The following is a 14,950-nucleotide window of genomic DNA, read 5'->3' on the forward strand; positions in this document are numbered from 1 at the left end:
GCTTATCGTCAGTAGAACTCGCAAGACGGGTCTCGGGAGAGGCGGTCGAGGTGCTCTGGTTTGCTCTTTGTCATTAGAGCGGGGGAGTTTCCGTGAACTATTTAATCAGGCATGCCGATGCCATTGCTACCGACGAGTGTGAAGGGGCAACGGACATTCGGATTCAGCAAGGGCGGATCACCGAGATCGGGCATCAACTTGAGCACCATAAAACTGAGGGGTTGATTGATGCGGGCGGGTGTGTGGTGTATCCCGGATTTGTGAATACTCACCACCACTTGGCTCAGTCTGTCCTGAAAGGTGTCCCGGAGGGCTTAAACCTGGGCCTGGAAGGTTGGCTGGACGCGGTGCCCTGCCGCTTCTGGCCTCATTTTACGCCAGAATTGATGTACCTGGCCGCAACCATTGGCCTGTCAGAGCTGCTGCGTTCAGGCACCACCACCTGTGCCGACCACCACTATTTATACCACTCGACAATTACGCCGGAGCTGGAGGACGCCGTCTGGCAGGCGGCGGAAGACTTGGGCATCCGGCTGGTGCTCTGTCGCGGCGGCGCAACAGAGATTGTTGACCAGAAAGGCATGGCGCAAGCCCGCATCCAGCCGGAAAGTATCGACTTGATGCTGCGGCGTTTGGACGCCAGTCGCCGTCGCTACCATGAGGCAGATGGAAACGCCATGCGCAAGCTGGTTGTGGCGCCGACGTGTCTCGTTCATTCCGCTCCCGAGGATGGTCTCAGGCAGTTGGCGAGTTATGCGCGCGAGTACCATTTAAAGCTGCATTCACATTTGTTGGAAGTGCCTTTTGATGAAGCTCAGGCACAACAGAAATATGACTGCACCGCGGTAGAGTTTGCAGGCCGTTGCGGGTGGCTGGGCAGCGATGTCTGGTATGCGCATCTGGTCCAGGCAACGGAGGCCGACATTGACCGCCTGGTGTCCAGTGGCACCACTATCGCTCATTGCCCAACCTCAAATTGTCGTCTCGGCAGCGGCATTGCTCCGGTGATTGATATGGAGCAAGCCGGAATGAGCATCACCCTGGGAGTGGATGGTTCTGCCTCTGCAGAATCGGGCTCGATGGTGCAGGAGGCGAATTTGTCGTGGCTGTTGCATCGCGCAGTAAAGGGCCCTCAAGCCACCACTCTGGAGCGCTGCTTTAAGTGGGCCAGCGCTAATGGGGCACGATTGTTGGGTCTTAGTGAAGCAGGTGAGTTGACGATTGGCAGTGTGGCGGACCTGGTGGTGTACGATTTATCGCATTACCGCTTTGAGGGTATGCATGAACGCCGCTGGGCGCCCCTCATGGCCGGGGAACCTGTTTCTGTTAAGGCCAGCTTTGTGAATGGTAAGCGGGTGGTGCACGGCGGCGAGCCGATCAATCTGGATCGAGCAAAGCTCGCGGCGGATGTTCAGCAGGCACTCAAGCAGCTCATCCGTCGGGCCGCCGCCTGACAACTTGTTCGAAATGGCGCGAGGGTAGCGGTCGTCACTGAATGGCTGAATCGTCAGACTGCGTTAATGAGGTTAACAGGGTTAACAGGGTGAATGGGGCTGTGTTCGACCCGCTGCCGCGCTGGCCGCCAGGCAACACCAGCGCTGTTGCTAGGCGGGGGCTGTTCGCAATCGCAGCACCGGGCGCTCATCAATAAAGACATGGATCACCGCGGTGATCAGTGCAATGGTGCTGGCGGCCCACCAGACCACACTGTAAGAGCCTGTCATGTCATACAAATAACCGCCCAGCCATACCCCGCTGAAAGACCCCAGTTGGTGGCTTAAAAAAACAATGCCATACAGCAGGCCCATGTACTTTAAGCCAAACATCTGCGCAACCAGGCCGGATGTTGGTGGCACGGTTGCCAGCCACAGGAGGCCCGTGACGATGGAAAAGGCGTACACCGAGGTTTGCGTCATGGGGAGTATCATGAACGCAGCAATGGTCAGTGCCCGAGAGGCATAGATAAAGGTCAGCAGGTACTTTTTGGAGTGCTTGCCGGACCAGGATCCAGACAATAAACAGCCAAAGATATTACACAGGCCGATCAAAGCCAGGCTGGCAACGGCGACGTCAGGGGCGAAGCCCTGATCGGACAGAAAGGCCGGCATGTGCACGGTAATAAAGGCGAGCTGAAAGCCGCAGACAAAGAAACCGGAAACCAGCAACCAGTAATGGGGGTAGGCACTGGCTTCCTGCAGCGCCTGGGTCATGGTTTGCGCCGACTCGGTGCTGCTGGAGTGGCTGTTGCTATCAACCGTGCGAAATGGGGTTGCCAAAATCATCATTGCCAGTGCACAAACCGCCAGCAACATCAGCGCGGTGCTCCAGCCGTAACCGGCAATAAATTCCTGTGCCATCGGCACCACCAGTAATTGCCCGGCAGAGCCAGCCGCACTGCCAAGGCCCAGTGCGAACGAACTTTTTTCCGGGGGTACCATACGTGCCATGGCGGGTAGTACGACACCAAAACCCGTTGCTGAAATGCCCATGCCAATCAACAGGCCTGCCCCGAGGTTGAGTCCCATCACGCCTTCTGCGCTGGCGGTAACATACAGCCCCAGGGCGTAGAGGACGGCGCCGATTAACAGCGATTTAAAGGTGCCGTAGCGATCGGCAAAGGCACCGGCAAAGGGCTGAAACAAGCCCCAGAACAAGTTTTGCAGAGCCAGGGAAAAGGCAAAAACCTCGCGTCCGTAGCCAAATTCTTCTGAGATGGGCGCCATGAAAAAGCCCATGGAAGAGCGGATACCAAAGTTCAGCGCCAATAAAAGACAAGCCAGGCCAATGGAAAGACTGAATAGTTTGGTGGGGCGGGACATGGGGTCATTCCTGAGGGAGGGCAGCTGAACGCGATGTGGCGTAATGATAGAGAAAAGCGCCGTTAGAAGAAACTCGTGGCGCCTGTTTTTGGCTTATTGCTCGAGCAAAGTCTTTTCCCGCTCTGAGAATTCGGGCCAGAGTGTGGGCGGCAGGTGGTGCGGTGGCATGGTGGGCGCGAGTGTGTTGGGGGAAAAGGCAGCCGTTTGAGCTTAAACTATACTAGAAGTTTATCGTTCGTCGGAGAGTACGCTATGTCTGATCATCACACCTATAAAAAGCTTGAAGTGGTGGGGTCCTCCAAAAAAAGCATTGATGACGCCATCAGGAACGCGATACGGGAATGTTCAGTATCGGTTATGAATCTGGAGTGGTTTGAGGTGATTGAAACCCGGGGGCACATTGTTGGCGATGATGTTGGCCATTTTCAGGTAACGTTGAAAATCGGCTTCCGCGTTGAGGGCAGTTAAGTATAGGGGAGCGCAAAAAAACTTCATTGATAACGGTGCGGTTAGGCCTGAAGTTGACCTCGGAAACACAGCAACGATTGCAGGGTCGTAAGTTAAGTACAGAACAGCCAAGGATAACTGCAACCCATTGTGCAGGAAGCACCTAAAAGGCTTCTATAAAACCCCAAAGGCCTCCATAAAATAGACGCACGATGTGCTGCATGAAAACGAATGACATAAACGGAGAGCACAAAAGGAGCGCATAAAAAAAGCAAGTCTCTGCAGACTTGCCTTTCGATTAGAATATGGCGCTATTACAGAGCGACGATATTCTCGGCCTGAGGCCCTTTTTGACCGCTGGTCACGGTGAACTCAACACGCTGGCCTTCGGCGAGGGTTTTGAAGCCCGAGCTGGCAATGGCGCTAAAGTGAGCAAAAACATCGGGACCTGATTCCTGCTCGATGAATCCAAAACCTTTAGCTTCGTTGAACCACTTTACGGTTCCTGTAGTTGTGTTAGACATAATAATATCCTGAAATTTATAAATAGAGGTGCCTTCAAAAGGCGTAATAGCGAAAAAATGGAGGCTGGAACTTAGAAACTGCAGGACGAGTATTACGAATAAGACAGCGAAATGTAGGATGTAAATAAGAGACTTCTTTTCTAGCTGAAGCCACTGTATAGAGTATGGCTGTCACTGTCCAGTCTTATTGTGATTAATATTGTGCATCCCCCGTTCATGCGGTGGGGGTGGCGGGGGTCAGTTCAGGGACGCCTGCCGAAAATTGCCTCGCCCGGGCCCGGGTAATAGCGGGTCTGACTTTACTTCAAATTCGGATAATTGCAGTAGAAACCTTGCTCGTTTATCGGCTATCTTTCAGATGATCACCTAGTGAAGATGAGTGCCGGGGTTGGAGGTGGGATAAGAACAGGGCGACGTAAGAATAGAGCGACGTAAGAATAGAGCGACGTAAGGACAGCGGGGCATCGGGCGCATCAGCCCAAGGCGTTATTCTTCAGCATCCGGAGAGTACCCAGGGCAGTATTTGAGGTTGACCAGACCGACCGCTAATGATTGGCAATTTGTTGAACGCTTATTGATTTAAAAGTTGCTAGCCCAATCGGCACAGATTCAGTGTTTCACTTTCACTTTCACTTTTACAACCAAACAATGGACCGCAGGCATGTGTGACGAACAGACAATCAAAGACAGTGAGCAATACCATCAGGCTGTGACAACCACCCGTCGAACTTTTGGCAAGGCAGGGCTGGGATTGGCGGTAGCCATGATGTTGCCGGTGGCATCACAAGCGCAAGAGGTGAATGAAGGTCAGGTCATGGTGGAGACGCCAGATGGCATGGCGGATTGTTATTTTGTGCACCCTAGTCAAGGTCGACATGCGGCGGTGATCATGTGGCCCGATATCTTTGGAATTCGTGAAGCCTATCGACAGATGGGTAAACGCCTGGCCCAGTCCGGTTACTCGGTATTGGTGGTGAATCCTTATTATCGGACTCAGCCAGGGCAGGTTGTTCCGCAAGGGACCACCTACATTGATCCGGACCTGCGCAGTAAGGTTTTTCCTGCTGCCAGAGCGCTGGCCGGCACCTTGTCACCGCAAACTTGCGTCACGGATGGCCGGGCTTTTGTCCGCTTTCTCGATCAACAGGCTTGCGTGGAGCCCAAACGCAAGATCGGCACAGCGGGCTACTGCATGACGGGTTCGTACACGTTTCGATTGGCTGCGGATATGCCGGACCGCATTGGCGCCGGGGCCTCTTTTCACGGCGGCCAGCTGGTGACCGAGGCTGAGACCAGTCCGCACCGGCTAGTGCCCGCCATCAAGGCCGGTTTTCTGGTGGCCATTGCCGAAAATGATGACGCCCATCAGCCGGAAGCCAAAACCGTGTTGCGGCAGGTGTTCGACAGCGCGGGCGTTGATGCCGAAATTGAAGTCTATGAGGGGGCGCAGCACGGCTGGTGCCCGCCGGACTCTGCCGTTTACAACGAAGCTCAGGCTGAGCGCGCCTGGAGTCGGTTGCTGGCCTTGTTTGAGCAGCGGCTTGTCTAAGTGCAGAATGTGTCATTAGAGAACCGGCGAGCGATCTTCTGGCACGTACAGTGAGCGTTCTCACGCAGTGCCAAAACATTTCAACGGCTAAACAAGACGTCCGTCTCCAGGATCTTAAGCCGGCCAATGAAAAAGAGCACCTGGGGTTTAAAAGGGAAACAGCAGCGGCGTCACCAACATCGTTGTCAGGTAGGTAAGCGCCAGCAAAGGCAGGCCGGTTTTGACAAAATCTATGAACTGGTAGCGTCCAGGTTCGACCACCAGCGAGACCACGGGCGTGGCCACCGGCGTCGAAAACGCTGAAGAGGCCGCGATCACCACCGCCACTGCAAACGGGTAAGGAGACAAGCCGATGGCGGTAGCGGCGTAGATGGCAATGGGGGAGACCAGTACCGCCGCCGCTGTATTGGACAGCACCAGGCCAATGCTGGCGGTGAGAAAGAACACCAGCGTCAGCAGCATATAGGGCCCGGAGTCACCGGAGAGGCTCATCAGGGTGTTGGCAATCACTTCGGTGCCGCCTGTCTTTTTCAGGGCTTCGGCCAAGGGAAGCATGCCGGCAATCAACACCAGGCTGCTCCAGTGAATCGATCGGTAGGCGTCTTCCATGGTCAGGCAGCGGGTGAACACCGCCGCCAGCGCCGCCAGCGCCACCGCCACAATCAGTGGCACAATATTAAACAGTGTTAACAGTACCATCGCAGCCAGAATCATCAGCGAGGTGCGCATCTGCTTGTAAGACGGCACCACATCCAGGTGCTCGCGGGGAAATTCAGTCACCACAAAGTCATGGGTTTTTTGGCTGAGTTGCTGAATTTTATCCCACGAGCCCACCACAAAAATACTGTCGGCCGGCTTGAGGCTGACATCGCTGTAATCCTCCAGGGGTTTAAAGTTGCGGCGCACGCCGAGGACATGAGCGTCGTAATTGGAGCGAAAGCCGATTTCCCGCAGTGACTTGCCCAGCAATTGGGACTCGGGGTGAATCAGCACCGCGGCGCCACTGATGTCCCAGAGCCAGCGCTGACGATCACTGTTGTCCTGGGGGACGACGGCCAGGGATTGTTCTTCCACCAAGCGGCTGATGTCGGTTTCTTTGCCCAGTACCAGTAAGGTCGTACCGGCCAACAGTTCCACACTCGGTGCGGGCGATAAAATATGTTCCCGTCCTTTGAACGTGCGCCGCAGGACGCCGACAATACGAACGTGGTACTTGGTTTCCAATTGCGTTTCGGCAATAGAGGCACCGACAAACTGTGATCCCCGGTCGATGCGCAGCTTGCGGTACGTACTGTCCGGACTGTGTTCGTGCCAGAGGGTTTCCACGGAACGCAGGATTTGTCGCTCAGTGGGGGTTTCGGTTTGTTTGCCTAACAGGTGTCGGCCAATGAGAGTGATGTAGACAATGCTGACCAGCAACACCGCGAGACCCACCAGCGAAAAGCTGAAAAAACCAAAGCCCTCAAAACCGGCACTTTTTAACTGCCCATGCACCACAATATTGGGTGTGGTAGCGATTAAGGTCAGCATTCCGGAGATTAACGACGCATAGGACAGGGGAATCAGCATGCGCGAGGCATTGAGCTGGGTTTCGGCGGTGATGCGCAGTACCACCGGGATAAACAGCGCCACCACCACCGTCGAGCTCATGACCGAGCCCAGCAGGGCCGCGCTGCCCATAATCAGCACCAGCAAGCGGGTTTCACTCTGCCGGCCATGTTTTAACACCCAGTCACCCACCACCCGGGCCACCCCGGTCCGCGACAACATTTCTCCAATCACCAGCAGGCCGGCCACCAGCGCGACCACCTGGCTTCCAAAACCGGCCAGAGCTTCATCAATGGTTAAAATGCCGCTCAGCATCAACACCAGTACCACCAGCAGGGCCACGATATCAAAGCGCACCCGATTGCTGGCCATTAACACCCCGGCTGCCGTAATGATGGCAAAGACAAACAGTGTTTCATGGGACATGGTGAGTGGTTCCTTTCGGTGGTTATATCTGGTCAGTGGCGACTTCTGGTGTGGCCTTTTGGGTCACGCTACAGCGGTTTACGTTGATCAGTTGGATGCCCAATCATAATGACTGGTTGGTGCTGCGGTGAAGTTGTATTGAGCTGTTTTACGGCATTTATCATGAACAACACTGTTGTTCGGTAATTGTCGTATGATAGCATCGAGTGCCCCGGGGTGGCGAGCGCTAAGATGGCTGCTGATTCTGCTTTAGGGGTAGGCATCAATCGGTGTTCAGCCCTTTTAGGCCGGTTGGTCAGGAGGCTTAAGGCTGGATCTGCCGGGCTTGTATAAGACCGGGCTCGGATAGGCGCCTCGATACAGAGGCAGGTGTTCGCTGCGCGCGCTGATGAAAGGTGCGGTGGCGAGAGGGGGTCGGTCAAGAGGGGCCGGCCAGAAGACATACCGGTTGAGGGCGAGAGAGGGACAGCGCGAGCTGGTGATCATTTCAGCCGCTGCACAGGTTGTCATTGCCTGCTGTGGGCTATGTTCTTGGCTCGCTCCCCCTGCCAGCGGTGATGACAAACCAGCCGTTGACAGAGGTGAGCGATGGTTGCCGTTGCGGTGATCTACTGTTGAGATTTATTTATGAACTGCTCAACCACATTGGACATGTCGAATGACTTGCCGCCCTGCACCGGTGGGTAATCTTTTAGGGTCTGGAGGTGCTGGCCCATGAGTTCGCCCATCGGCTGTAGAAGCCACGAAACCTTTTGCATTAAGTGGCCATAAGCGTCAGGGCTGTCGTAGCTCTCAAAAGGATCCATGCGAATGTTGAAGACCAGGGGCACCGTGCGGGGAATGACATTGGCGTAATAGTCCTCCTTGGTTGAGAAGTGGAATTTCCAGGGCCCCATTCTTACCGCCGTCAGTTTCGACTCATAATAATGGAAAATGGTGTTGCGCGCGGAATGGTCTGATTCGCCAGTCCAGTAGGTCAGATTGTTGACGCCGTCGATGTATTGTTTTTTCTGCCTTTTCATTTTTTCTGCCACGTCGTCCACGCCCGCAGCGGCGGCGAGGGTCGTGAACATGTCCTGGTGGGCCTGGATGCCGTTGAGCATCTGGCCAGATTTGAGGACACCGGGCCAGCGTATCATGGAGGGGACGCGCACCCCACCTTCATAAGTGGTCATCTTTTCACCACGAAAAGGGGTGGTTGCACCATGCGGCCAGGAGGAGTGCTCGGGACCGTTGTCGGTGGAGTACCAGACAATCGTGTTGTCTTCGAGTCCATTGGCTTTAAGGTAGTCGAGCACCAGGCCCACGTCGTGATCGTGCTGCAACATCCCGGAACCGTGGAAGTCGGCTTCGGAGGTGTAGTCCTCTGCCGCATAGCGCCACTTGTCATTGAGGCGTGTGTAGAGATGCATGCGGGTGGTGTTGAGCCAGACAAAGAAAGGCTTGCCATCATCCTTGGCTTTCTTCATAAATTTTGTCGCCAGTGGGATGACTTCCGCTTCATCAAAGTTTTTCATCCGCTCTTGAGTGAGTGGACCGGTATCTTCGATGGTCTGTTTGCCGACCTTGCCAAAACGCGGATCTTCGCTGCTGTCATTCTTGGTTGTTGCAAAAGAGTGAATCACGCCGCGGGTGCCGAATTTTTTTTCGTATTGTTCGAGATCGCCGGAGTAGGATTTGCCAAACCGCTGATAATCCCGCTGTTCGGATTCTTCCTGCGTGTTGAGGTGGTATAAGTTGCCGAAAAATTCGTCGAAACCATGCGCGGTGGGCAGGTGTTCGTTGCGATCACCCAGATGGTTCTTGCCGAAATGGCCGGTGGCGTAACCCGCGTCTTTAAGCACTTCCGCAAGGGAGGGAGATTCTTTCTGCAAACCCAGTTTATCCCCTGGCTGGCCCACCGTCGTCATACCTGAGCGGATAGGGTACTGACCGGTAATGAACGCGGCGCGACCGGCAGTGCAGGAGGGTTGAGCGTAATGGTCGGTGAAACGGATGCCCTCCCTGCCGATACTGTCAATGTTGGGCGTCGTGTAACCCATGGTGCCCATGCCATAAGCGCTGAGGTTTTGCCAGCCAATATCATCGCCCCAGATGACCAGTATATTGGGCCTTTTGGATTGCGCGTTGGCGGTCGCCATGCAGAGCATGCTGATTAGGCACACTGCGAGCATGGGCCTGAATACATGATCGAGTGAAAGTGTCATTGTACTGCTCCTTCCAAAAGTGGCTTTGTGGTTTCCCATCGATTTTGACGATTAAACAGTTTTGGCGTTATTGATTCCTGGCCAGAATTCACTTTCTGTATCCGGACAGCCATGAGAAAAGAGTATAGAAGAGGTTTGTTGTTTTCCCCTGAAAAGGCGCGAAATCGGTCATTATTCACTCTGTTGGATGTCAGATGTGCCTCTCAACGGGGGTGTCGCCACGCCCTGGGGCCGCCACAGATCAGGCATCACAGGCGGGGCTAACAGGGGGGCATACTCTCTGGTAAGCGACTAGGCTTGTCGCGGGGACGGAGGGGGGAGAAGGTGCAATGCGCTTAAGGGGAGCCGTCAGTGGTGGCAGATTGAGTCGCGAGGGTCTCGAAACGGCCGGAGAGGTTAAGCCGCTGGCGTTTCACACACTCTGTTTCGTCCGCTGTGTTTCGCCGTCAGCAGGGCCTCATCAGCACGCTGGAGCAGAGTGTCCAGTGAGACATAGGCAGCGCTTGGTGACGCGGACGATTTCTGGCACGTAAAGTCCGCAACGGTTAAACCAAAGCTGGCGGTGCAATGGAAAGTGCACTGCTCAATGGTGATGGGCAGGTGGGCGATGTTGTGCTGGAGCCGTCTCGCCAGTCCTCGGGCATCGTCGAGTCCGGTATTGGGCAAGATGATGGCAAATTCTTCGCCGCCCAGTCTCGCCAGCAAGTCCGGGGCTCTGAGGGAATCGGCCGCTGCTTGTGTTAACGCGATCAGCGCGGTATCTCCGGCGGCGTGTCCCCATTGATCATTCACGCGTTTGAAGTGATCCACATCAAACATAATGACAGACAGGGGCTGGCGCGCGCGCTGGGCCTGCTGTACCAGTTTATTGCCATAGTTAAAAAAGGCGCGGCGATTGTAGAGGCCCGTGAGTTCATCGGTATCGGCCAGGGCTTCAGCCCGGGCTTTGGCTTGTTGTAATTCGAGCTCGATGGTTTTTCTATCGGTGATGTCGGTGGCAATTTCAATCCGCACCAGACGACCATCAATCCAGCGGATGGCCTGATCCCGGCATTGATACCAGCGACCGTTTTGGGTGTTTTGGAATTCCCACACGTAGACTCCGCAGGGATTGCCGTCGCTGTCGATCAGTTTGGGGTTGGTACAGAATTGACAGGGTTGGGTCTGGCCGGCTTGCAGCAGCTCGTAACACTTTTTGTGACCGGGATTGCCCCACACGGATTTCCCGTAGTCGTTAAAGAACAGAACGTCATAGGTGTCCATGTCAGCGACATAAACCAGCGCGTCCAGGCTGTTGAGTATGGTGGCTATGGCTTCATAGCTTTGTGCCGGATCAATGTCTTCTGGCCGGGGTGGGAGGTTGGGGGGCATCAGTTAGAGTCTGCTGTCTATTCTTTGAGCGGTTCTGACTGTAAGAGTAGCATGCACTGACGCAATTACGAAGGCGCAGCACAAGTGCGCCTTCGTTGGTTTGTTTGCAGGCGTCCCCACCGGTTGCCGAGGTTTGACCCATAAGGCCACATAAGGGTGAGAACCAAAGGCAGAGTACTCAGCCTTTGGTTAGCAGAGCCCTCGCCACTTTGGAGCCGTTGTCGCGACCCAGTGCTGTGCAAATAGAGTCTCCCGCCTGAATCAGGGTATCCAGATCAATGCCGGTTTCGATGCCCATGCCGTTGAGCATATACACCACGTCTTCCGTGGCGACATTGCCCGATGCGCCTTTGGCGTAGGGGCAGCCGCCCAGACCGGCGACGGAACTGTCCACCACACTGATCCCCATTTGCAGGGCAATGAGTATGTTAGCGAGTGCCTGGCCGTAGGTGTCGTGCATATGAACCGCAAGATGCTCCAGGGGAATGAGTTTTAAACATTCTTCCAGCACCCGTTGTGTCGACGCAGGAGTCGCCACGCCGGTGGTATCGCTGATGGAAATTTCATAGCAGCCCATGTCGTAAAGTTGTTTGGCAACGTGCGCCGCTTTTTCGGGAGCCACATAGCCTTCGTAGGGGCACCCTAATGCGGTGGAGACATAGCAGCGCACTTTAATACCCCGCGCTTTGGCTTCGCTCATAATGGGCTCGAAACGCTCGATACTTTCGGCAATGGAACAGTTGATGTTTTTTTGGGTAAAGGATTCAGACGCGGCGGTGAAGATCGCCACTTCATCGGTGTTGGCCAGAACGGCGCGGCCAAAACCCTGCAGGTTCGGGGTCAGCGCGGAGTAGACAACACCGTTTTTGCGGTGAATGTTCGACAGGATCTCGTCACTGCCGGCCATTTGAGGAACCCATTTGGGGTTCACAAAACTGCCGGATTCAATGTGGCTGACTCCGGCATCCGCCAGGCGCTCGATCAACGCAATTTTGGTGGCGGCATCAATGGGTTGCTTTTCGTTTTGTAAGCCATCCCGAGGGCCCACTTCGACGATGCGCACGTGTTTGGGTAAAGTCATACATACACCTGTGATCTGTATTTTTCAAAATCGTGCTCCCCGCTGGTGCGGGGATCTGATCGTGCAGAATATTGAATGCCGTTTAAGCGTCTTCGGCAACGGCAAATTTCACCAATTCCGCCCCGCCATCCACCAGCTCGCCGGCTTGGAAGAAAAATGCTTCGACCACGCCGTCGGCAGGCGCACGGATGGTGTGCTCCATTTTCATCGCTTCCATCACCAGCAGGGCGTCACCTTTGCTGACGGTGCTGCCAGCCTCGACCAGCAAGGTGACCATGGTACCGTTCATGGGCGCGGTGAGGCCACCACTGCCGGAATCGTCGCCGGCGTCGCCCAGGTCGGGTGTCACGAGGGCGAAACTGAGCGCGCTGTTCTGGGTGTAGAGGCTATAGTGGTTGCCCGCCGGATCGACATGCTCGGCGACACTGGCGCTGAATTGATAGCCATCGATATTGGCGTGCAGGGTGTTGCCGTCAATACGACCTTCCGCCACAACGGTGTTACCGCCAACGCGGATACTGTAGCGCGTGCCGGCAGTGGGGGTGCTGTGAATGGTGTGCTGTTCCACCGCCACAGAAAATTCGCTGTCGTGAAAGCGCAGACTGAAATGATGCAGGTGGGGTTCATTGACTCGCCAGGCGTTCGTGGCGTTCCAGGGCGAAGTGGCGTCGAGGCTGAGTGCAGCACGCTGCTGTGCCGCTTGTGCTTGTTGTAACACCAGATAGAGGGCTGCGAGCGGCAGGTTCTGTTTGATGTCCTGGGGCTCATCGTGAAAAATGACACTGTGGTGTTTGTCGATAAAACCGGTGTCCAGTTGGGCTTCGCGGAAGGGCGCGCTGTTGGCCAGGTTGTAAAGAAAATCGATGTTGGTGGTCATACCACTGATGCGGTATTCACTCAGGGCTTTGGTCAGTCGCTGCAGCGCCTTGTCGCGGTTTTCATCCCATACAATCAGCTTGGCGATCATGGGGTCGTAGAACACGCTGACGTCATCTCCCTGGCGCACGCCGGTATCCACGCGCACATGGTCGCTGACGTCGGGCGGCTGCAAGAACGACAAGGTGCCGGTCACCGGTAGAAAATCATTGTCGGGGTCTTCGGCGTAGATCCGCGCTTCGAAGGCGTGGCCGTTGAGGCGCAGTTGATCCTGAGCCAGGGGCAAAGGCTCGCCGGCGGCGACTCGCAATTGCCACTCCACCAGATCCTGTCCGGAAATCATTTCGGTAACCGGATGCTCTACCTGCAAACGGGTGTTCATTTCCATAAAATAGAAAGCGCCGTCGACGTCCAGCAGGAATTCCACGGTACCGGCACCGACGTAGTCAATGGCTTGGGCGGCACGCAGCGCGGCATCGCCCATAGCGGCACGCAGTTCCTCGGTCATGCCCGGTGCCGGCGCTTCTTCGATCACTTTCTGGTGACGACGTTGCACCGAACAGTCGCGTTCGAACAGGTACACGCCGTTGCCGTGTTGATCGCAGAACACCTGAATTTCCACGTGACGTGGTTGCGTGAGGTATTTCTCCACCAGCATGTGATCGTCGCCAAAGCCGTTCATGGCTTCGCGTTTGGCGGCCGCCAGCGCTTCGTCAAATTCGGACTCTTTCCACACCTGGCGCATGCCTTTGCCACCACCACCGGCCGCGGCTTTTAGCAGTACCGGATAGCCCATATCGTCAGAGGCTTTTTTCAAAATGTCGCGGCTTTGATCTTCGCCGTGATAACCCGGGACCAGCGGTACCTGGGCTTTTTCCATGATCTGTTTGGCGGCGGATTTGGAACCCATGGCTTCGATGGCGCCAACCGGCGGGCCGATAAAAACAATGTTGTTTTCTTTACAGGCGCGACAGAAGGCGGCGTTTTCGGACAGGAAACCGTAGCCCGGGTGAATGGCTTCGGCGCCGGTTTTTTTGGCGGCGTCGATGACCCGGTCAAACAGCAAATAGGATTCCCGCGAGGGAGCGCCGCCGATGTGAACCGCTTCGTCGGCCATGGCAACGTGCAGGGCGTCGCGATCGGCGTCACTGTACACGGCAACGGTACGGATGCCCATCTTGCGGGCGGTGCGAATGACGCGGCAGGCAATTTCACCGCGGTTGGCAATCAGGATTTTACTGAACTGTTTGATATTCATAGTTATTTATCTTCTTTGAATTCGTCTCAATGGTTCAAGGCGGTGTTTATTGGGGCTGCAGCCACGATGCCGGGCGCTTTTCCAAAAACGCACTCAAGCCTTCTTGCCCTTCCTCCGACACACGGATATCCGCAATGCGTGAGCAGGTGTCTGCAATCAGGGGCGTGTCGATCACCCGGTCAGCCACATCAAACACCAGTTGCTTGGCGGCTTTCACCGCTGCCGGGCTGTTGGCCAACAGCTGAGCAATGAGTTGTTCAAGGGTGTCATCCAGTGTATCTGCCTCGACCACCTCACTGACCAGTCCGAGCTGTTTGGCCGTGTCGGCACTGAAGCGTTCGGCGGTGGTGAAGTAGCGACGCGACGCCCGCGGGCCAATGGCGGCCACCACGTAGGGGCTGATCGTGGCGGGGATCAAGCCGATTTTGACTTCACTGAGACAGAAGCTGGCGCGCGTGGAAGCCACCGCCATGTCACAGCAGCTGACCAGCCCTACAGCGCCGCCGAACGCGGCGCCCTGCACGCGGGCAAGGGTGGGCTTGGGCATGAAGTTTAAGGCCCGCAGCATTTCCGCCAGGGCGTGGGAGTCGCGCAGATTTTCCGCATGGGTATAACCGACCATGCGCTTCATCCAGTTTAAATCGGCACCGGCGGAAAAGCTTTTGCCTGCCGAGGCCAGCACCACGATGCGCACCGAATCGTCACTGGCCACGGCGTTAAACGCCTGAGTCAGTTCGGCAATGATGGCGTCGTCAAAGGCGTTATGCTTGTCCGGGTTGTTCATGGTGACCGTGGCAATGCCGCGCTCATCGATGTGGGTGATTACTGTGCTCATGTGGGGTCC

11 protein-coding genes are annotated in these 14,950 nt (G+C 55.7%); 3 read left to right on the forward strand and 8 right to left on the reverse strand.

What is annotated here, in order from left to right; all coding sequences use genetic code 11:
* The first annotated feature begins 92 nt into the window (after window positions 1-92).
* The gene (locus G8770_RS15610; protein WP_167188802.1) at window positions 93-1,454 is read left to right on the forward strand and encodes an amidohydrolase family protein; all 1,362 of its coding nucleotides are present in this window, start codon (window positions 93-95) and stop codon (window positions 1,452-1,454) included.
* 150 nt (window positions 1,455-1,604) lie between these two features.
* Here the strand turns inward: G8770_RS15610 and G8770_RS15615 are convergent, their stop codons facing one another.
* Complete coding sequence (locus tag G8770_RS15615; protein ID WP_167188806.1) at window positions 1,605-2,819, reverse strand: MFS transporter; 1,215 nt, start codon at window positions 2,817-2,819, stop codon at window positions 1,605-1,607.
* 252 nt (window positions 2,820-3,071) lie between these two features.
* On the opposite strand from G8770_RS15615, the gene G8770_RS15620 reads away from it, so the two are divergent.
* The gene (locus G8770_RS15620; protein ID WP_167188808.1) at window positions 3,072-3,287 is read left to right on the forward strand and encodes a dodecin; all 216 of its coding nucleotides are present in this window, start codon (window positions 3,072-3,074) and stop codon (window positions 3,285-3,287) included.
* A 293-nt stretch (window positions 3,288-3,580) separates the two neighbouring features.
* On the opposite strand, the gene G8770_RS15625 is transcribed toward G8770_RS15620, so the two are convergent.
* Entirely contained in the window at window positions 3,581-3,790 is a 210-nt protein-coding gene (locus tag G8770_RS15625; RefSeq protein WP_167188811.1) for a cold-shock protein, read from the reverse strand.
* A 661-nt stretch (window positions 3,791-4,451) separates the two neighbouring features.
* Between G8770_RS15625 and G8770_RS15630 the strand changes: the two genes are divergently transcribed.
* Window positions 4,452-5,339 carry a dienelactone hydrolase family protein gene (locus tag G8770_RS15630; RefSeq protein WP_167188814.1) on the forward strand — a complete coding sequence of 296 codons (888 nt, stop codon included), beginning with the start codon at window positions 4,452-4,454 and terminating at the stop codon, window positions 5,337-5,339.
* A gap of 147 nt (window positions 5,340-5,486) precedes the next feature.
* Here the strand turns inward: G8770_RS15630 and G8770_RS15635 are convergent, their stop codons facing one another.
* From G8770_RS15635 to G8770_RS15660, 6 genes are all read right to left on the reverse strand, one after another.
* Window positions 5,487-7,313 (reverse strand): SLC13 family permease, encoded by a 1,827-nt coding sequence (locus G8770_RS15635; protein WP_167188817.1) that lies wholly within the window; start codon window positions 7,311-7,313, stop codon window positions 5,487-5,489.
* Between the two features lie 608 nt (window positions 7,314-7,921).
* Entirely contained in the window at window positions 7,922-9,520 is a 1,599-nt protein-coding gene (locus G8770_RS15640) for an arylsulfatase (RefSeq protein ID WP_243760528.1), read from the reverse strand.
* A 396-nt stretch (window positions 9,521-9,916) separates the two neighbouring features.
* A complete protein-coding gene (locus G8770_RS15645) occupies window positions 9,917-10,891 on the reverse strand; it encodes a sensor domain-containing diguanylate cyclase (RefSeq protein ID WP_167188819.1) in 975 nt (324 codons plus the stop codon).
* A 178-nt stretch (window positions 10,892-11,069) separates the two neighbouring features.
* A complete protein-coding gene (locus G8770_RS15650) occupies window positions 11,070-11,972 on the reverse strand; it encodes a hydroxymethylglutaryl-CoA lyase (RefSeq protein WP_167188822.1) in 903 nt (300 codons plus the stop codon).
* An 82-nt stretch (window positions 11,973-12,054) separates the two neighbouring features.
* Complete coding sequence (locus G8770_RS15655; RefSeq protein ID WP_167188825.1) at window positions 12,055-14,106, reverse strand: acetyl/propionyl/methylcrotonyl-CoA carboxylase subunit alpha; 2,052 nt, start codon at window positions 14,104-14,106, stop codon at window positions 12,055-12,057.
* A 46-nt stretch (window positions 14,107-14,152) separates the two neighbouring features.
* Window positions 14,153-14,941 (reverse strand): enoyl-CoA hydratase/isomerase family protein, encoded by a 789-nt coding sequence (locus G8770_RS15660; RefSeq protein ID WP_167188827.1) that lies wholly within the window; start codon window positions 14,939-14,941, stop codon window positions 14,153-14,155.
* Window positions 14,942-14,950 lie beyond the last annotated feature (9 nt).

The sequence above is a fragment of the Pseudomaricurvus hydrocarbonicus genome (assembly GCF_011602365.1).
Classification (GTDB): domain Bacteria; phylum Pseudomonadota; class Gammaproteobacteria; order Pseudomonadales; family Cellvibrionaceae; genus Pseudomaricurvus; species Pseudomaricurvus hydrocarbonicus.

What these genes read in the sequence shown, in the direction of transcription:
- G8770_RS15660 (WP_167188827.1), bottom strand. Translation starts at nt 14,941, where the DNA reads ATGAGCACAGTAATCACCCACATCGATGAGCGCGGCATTGCCACGGTC.
- G8770_RS15650 (WP_167188822.1), bottom strand. Translation starts at nt 11,972, where the DNA reads ATGACTTTACCCAAACACGTGCGCATCGTCGAAGTGGGCCCTCGGGAT.
- G8770_RS15620 (WP_167188808.1), top strand. Translation starts at nt 3,072, where the DNA reads ATGTCTGATCATCACACCTATAAAAAGCTTGAAGTGGTGGGGTCCTCC.
- G8770_RS15645 (WP_167188819.1), bottom strand. Translation starts at nt 10,891, where the DNA reads ATGCCCCCCAACCTCCCACCCCGGCCAGAAGACATTGATCCGGCACAA.
- G8770_RS15630 (WP_167188814.1), top strand. Translation starts at nt 4,452, where the DNA reads ATGTGTGACGAACAGACAATCAAAGACAGTGAGCAATACCATCAGGCT.
- G8770_RS15655 (WP_167188825.1), bottom strand. Translation starts at nt 14,106, where the DNA reads ATGAATATCAAACAGTTCAGTAAAATCCTGATTGCCAACCGCGGTGAA.
- G8770_RS15625 (WP_167188811.1), bottom strand. Translation starts at nt 3,790, where the DNA reads ATGTCTAACACAACTACAGGAACCGTAAAGTGGTTCAACGAAGCTAAA.
- G8770_RS15640 (WP_243760528.1), bottom strand. Translation starts at nt 9,520, where the DNA reads ATGACACTTTCACTCGATCATGTATTCAGGCCCATGCTCGCAGTGTGC.
- G8770_RS15615 (WP_167188806.1), bottom strand. Translation starts at nt 2,819, where the DNA reads ATGTCCCGCCCCACCAAACTATTCAGTCTTTCCATTGGCCTGGCTTGT.
- G8770_RS15635 (WP_167188817.1), bottom strand. Translation starts at nt 7,313, where the DNA reads ATGTCCCATGAAACACTGTTTGTCTTTGCCATCATTACGGCAGCCGGG.